General features: G+C 37.1%; 5 protein-coding genes. 1 reads left to right on the top strand and 4 read right to left on the bottom strand.

Features of this window, described 5'->3' with window-relative positions:
• On the top strand, nucleotides 1-220 hold a 220-nt coding region (locus tag JJE11_RS16635), incomplete at its 5' end, for a L,D-transpeptidase (RefSeq protein WP_291637633.1).
• 151 nt (nucleotides 221-371) lie between these two features.
• Here the strand turns inward: JJE11_RS16635 and JJE11_RS16630 are convergent.
• Genes JJE11_RS16630 through JJE11_RS16615 form a run of 4 tightly spaced genes read right to left on the bottom strand, consistent with a single transcriptional unit; the run spans nucleotide 372 to nucleotide 3047 of the window.
• Nucleotides 372-890, bottom strand: a complete 519-nt coding sequence (locus tag JJE11_RS16630) for a 2-oxoacid:acceptor oxidoreductase family protein (protein ID WP_291637632.1) — start codon at nucleotides 888-890, stop codon at nucleotides 372-374.
• Nucleotides 890-1705 carry a 2-oxoacid:ferredoxin oxidoreductase subunit beta gene (locus JJE11_RS16625; RefSeq protein WP_291637630.1) on the bottom strand — a complete coding sequence of 272 codons (816 nt, stop codon included), beginning with the start codon at nucleotides 1703-1705 and terminating at the stop codon, nucleotides 890-892. Before JJE11_RS16625 ends, JJE11_RS16630 begins: the two co-directional genes overlap by 1 nt.
• Nucleotides 1702-2850, bottom strand: coding sequence for a 2-oxoacid:acceptor oxidoreductase subunit alpha (locus JJE11_RS16620; RefSeq protein WP_291637628.1), 1149 nt, complete (start codon nucleotides 2848-2850; stop codon nucleotides 1702-1704). Before JJE11_RS16620 ends, JJE11_RS16625 begins: the two co-directional genes overlap by 4 nt.
• The gene (locus tag JJE11_RS16615) at nucleotides 2847-3047 is read right to left on the bottom strand and encodes a 4Fe-4S binding protein (RefSeq protein ID WP_291637626.1); all 201 of its coding nucleotides are present in this window, start codon (nucleotides 3045-3047) and stop codon (nucleotides 2847-2849) included. Before JJE11_RS16615 ends, JJE11_RS16620 begins: the two co-directional genes overlap by 4 nt.
• Between the last annotated feature and the right edge of the window lie 547 nt (nucleotides 3048-3594).

Genomic DNA, 3594 nt, shown 5'->3' with positions numbered 1-3594 from the left:
GGATGCTGTCCTTAGAGGACCAGGTTATGCAGCTCCAGTTACCTTTTGGATGCCTTTTAATGGAGGAATAGGAATTCATGATGCAAGCTGGCGAAGTGTGTTTGGAGGGAATATATATAAGACCAGTGGTTCCCATGGTTGTATAAATTCACCATACTATTTAGCGAAAGCAATATTCAATAATATTGAACCGGGTATTCCAGTTGTTTGTTATAATTAGTAAGGAGCTGAATAATAAAATTAAGGGGAAGATTTTATTATGAAAAATTAAAAAGCAGAGCTTAATATTAACTCTGCTTTTATACTAGTTTTAACAACAGCTATGACGATGATATTTAATAGGAAAATTTTATAATTTTAATTATCGCAAATTATATTGAATTATAACCCAGCTGTAATGCGTTCATATTTTTTTCTATGGTTGATTTGGGTACTCGTTTTGCAACAGCCTTTTGCATGGTTTCAAGGGACACAACGCCTGTCACTTTCACCAAAAGGCCTAAAGCAACGATATTCGTAAATAAATCCTTTCCAAGTTCATCTACAGCCAAACGCGTCATGGGTACTTTTACTACATTTGGATGAGGGGGAGAGTTAGGAACTAAGTCTTCATCAATAATAAATACGCCTTGACCATAGAGATCAGCGGAATATTTGTCTGCTGCCTGTTGTGTTAGAGCCAGTACTATATCTGGTTTAGTTACTTTAGGATGGTAGATGAACTCCCCATCTATTATTACTTCCGCTTTTGAAGCACCACCTCGTGCTTCTGGACCATAGGACTGGGATTGTACCACTTCATTACCTTCAATAATAGCTGCTTCAGCCAAGATGATTGCGGCTGTAATTATGCCTTGACCACCGGATCCACATAATCGTATTTGTAACATTATTTTCCCTCCTTGGCCATTTCAATGACTTTAGCATATTCTGCTGTATATTCTGGGGCCTCTTTTTTATATAAAAGACCAATCGGAAACTTCTCACCCTTTTGGTCATGCTCTAATTTTTCATAAGCCGTATTGGTTACTGCATTATCTCTCATCCATTTCAACATTTCTGCTGGATCACTCATTTTATTTTTTCGACCATATGCAGTTGGGCACTGCGTAATGGTTTCTACTAAGGAAAATCCGTTATTGGAAATACCTTGAGTAATTAGGTCAACTAGCGGTTTTGCATGAAAAGCAGTACCGCGAGCAATATAGGTAGCACCAGCACCTTTTGCAAGTTCGCAAGGATCAAAGGGCCGATCTACAGCTCCATATGGAGCGGTTGTAGCCTTTTTACCAACAGGTGTAAGGCAAGATTCCTGTCCTCCTGTCATGCCATAAATACTGTTGTTAAACAGTATCACTGTTAAATCAACATTCCTTCTAGCAGCATGTATAAAATGGTTACCCCCTATAGCAGTGCAATCACCATCACCAGTTATCACAATGACTTTCAGTTTAGGATTAGCCAGTTTAATACCAGTAGCAAAAGGTATCGCTCGACCATGAGCTGTATGCAATGTATCAAAATCCATGTAACCAGAAGCTCTAGAAGAGCAACCAATACCGGATACAATCACTGTGTTGTTTTGGTCAAGTCCTAGTTGATCAGCTGCTTTAGCGATGGATTTCATTATAATTCCATTACCACAACCTGGGCACCATATATGTGGTAATTGATCGTTACGAAGATATTTTTCATAGGTTCTCATTTTGCCACCTCCACTGTAAGTTCTTCAATTGCAACATATATTTCTTTAGGTGTGAATATTTTAGCATTGTATTTAGGAAGAGAAATTACTATTGCCTGTCCAGCAGCAGCACGATCTACCTCTAAAACTAGTTGTCCGTAATTCATTTCAGGAACAAGAATTTTTTTAACTTTCTGAGCTAATTCTTTGACAACCTTATCAGCGAAAGGCCAGATTGTCATCAACCTAATCATACCGACTTTAATTCCATTCTGGCGAGCAAGCTTCACTGCCTCGTATGCAGTACGAGATGTTCCACCATATGCCAGGACTGCATATTCAGCATCTTCCATAAAAAATTCATCATAATGTGTAATTTCATCTTGAACCCTACTTATTTTTTCATGCAATCTTCTAATTGTGTTCTCTGTTACAGTTGCACAAGCAGTTGGAAAACCATTTTCATCATGGATAAGTCCAGTAACATGAATGCGATGACCAGTGCCGAAGTTGGGAACGTTTGGGACAAGATCGGCCTTAGGAGCATATGGTTTGTATCCCTCTTCTTTTGTACACGTTGGCATGCGTCTTGGGTATACTTCTATGTCTGCAGCTTCTGGCAAAATGACCCTTTCTCGCATGTGACCAACTACTTCATCAAGCAAAATAATAACAGGGGTGCGGAATCTTTCGGCATAATTTACGGCAAGTACTGCCACATCAAAAGATTCTTTCACTGTCCAAGGAGATAAAGCAATCATTGGATGATCACCATGAGTTCCCCAACGAGCCTGCATTACATCCCCTTGTGATGGAGAAGTAGGCTGACCTGTGGATGGACCCGAACGTTGAACGTTGACAATTACAATTGGTATTTCAGCGATACATCCATAACCAATTAATTCTTGTTTAAGAGAAAAACCTGGTCCTGAAGTGGCCGTAAGACCTTTTCTCCCAGCTAGTACTGCACCGAGCACAACTGCAATTCCAGCAATTTCATCTTCCATCTGAATAAAAGTACCTCCTAAAGCAGGAAGCTCTCTCGCCATAATTTCAGCGATTTCTGTAGAAGGAGTGATTGGATAACCTCCAAAAAAATTCACACCTGCAGCCAATGCACCTTCTGCACAAGCCTCATTTCCTTGCATTAATCTAGCTTCATTCATATTTTCACCCTCTTTTCTACATAAATTGCATAATCAGGGCAACGGAGTTCGCATTGTCCGCAGTTTATGCATGCATCTTCATTAATTACAAATACCTTTCCCAAGGTATCTAAGGCTAAAATATTCTTAGGGCAAAAGGCCACACAAATACCACACCCCTTGCATCGTTCTTTTTTCAAAGTGATCTCAATTTCCATAATTGTCCTCCTATTTGTTCATGTATAATTAATTTGCGTTTACTAGACATTGCTGCAAAAAATATTGCTAGCTAAGACACTATTGAATCATAATATGTCTAAATTTGTATTTTACACATAATTGTTAATATTCTAACAATGTAACTTCCATGTATTAAAAATATCATAGTATTAAATACTTTACAAGTGACCATATCGAATTTTAAATGTATTCTAGTGAGAAAAATTTTAAATTTTTAATATTATTGGATTATGTTTATTTGAGAAAGAAGTGCCAATTTAAACAGTTATGGAGATGTATTATTAATGTTCTTGCAGAATTTAGAATCATAATAAAAAATATACTTATAGAGTTTTGGACTTCAACGTTTCAAAATACATGGATAAATTTTTCACATAAATTGCAATAAACAGATTTAGAAGTATGATATTCTATTCTATTTACTAATGTTGATAAGCTGATTTTATTACCAACAGTGTTTAATTTTATGGACTGCTAATGAAAATGGTAATAGTAAAGTTATACCAGGATGTCCTTTTTTATTCC

The organism is Clostridium sp., assembly GCF_016650095.1.
Taxonomy (GTDB): Bacteria; Bacillota; Clostridia; order Clostridiales; family Clostridiaceae; genus Clostridium_AD.
This window is presented reverse-complemented; position numbering and strand designations above follow the sequence as displayed.

Bases quoted from the DNA above. Each gene is read 5' to 3' on its own strand.
- JJE11_RS16625 (WP_291637630.1), bottom strand. From the start codon at position 1,705: ATGAGAACCTATGAAAAATATCTTCGTAACGATCAATTACCACATATA.
- JJE11_RS16630 (WP_291637632.1), bottom strand. From the start codon at position 890: ATGTTACAAATACGATTATGTGGATCCGGTGGTCAAGGCATAATTACA.
- JJE11_RS16615 (WP_291637626.1), bottom strand. From the start codon at position 3,047: ATGGAAATTGAGATCACTTTGAAAAAAGAACGATGCAAGGGGTGTGGT.
- JJE11_RS16620 (WP_291637628.1), bottom strand. From the start codon at position 2,850: ATGAATGAAGCTAGATTAATGCAAGGAAATGAGGCTTGTGCAGAAGGT.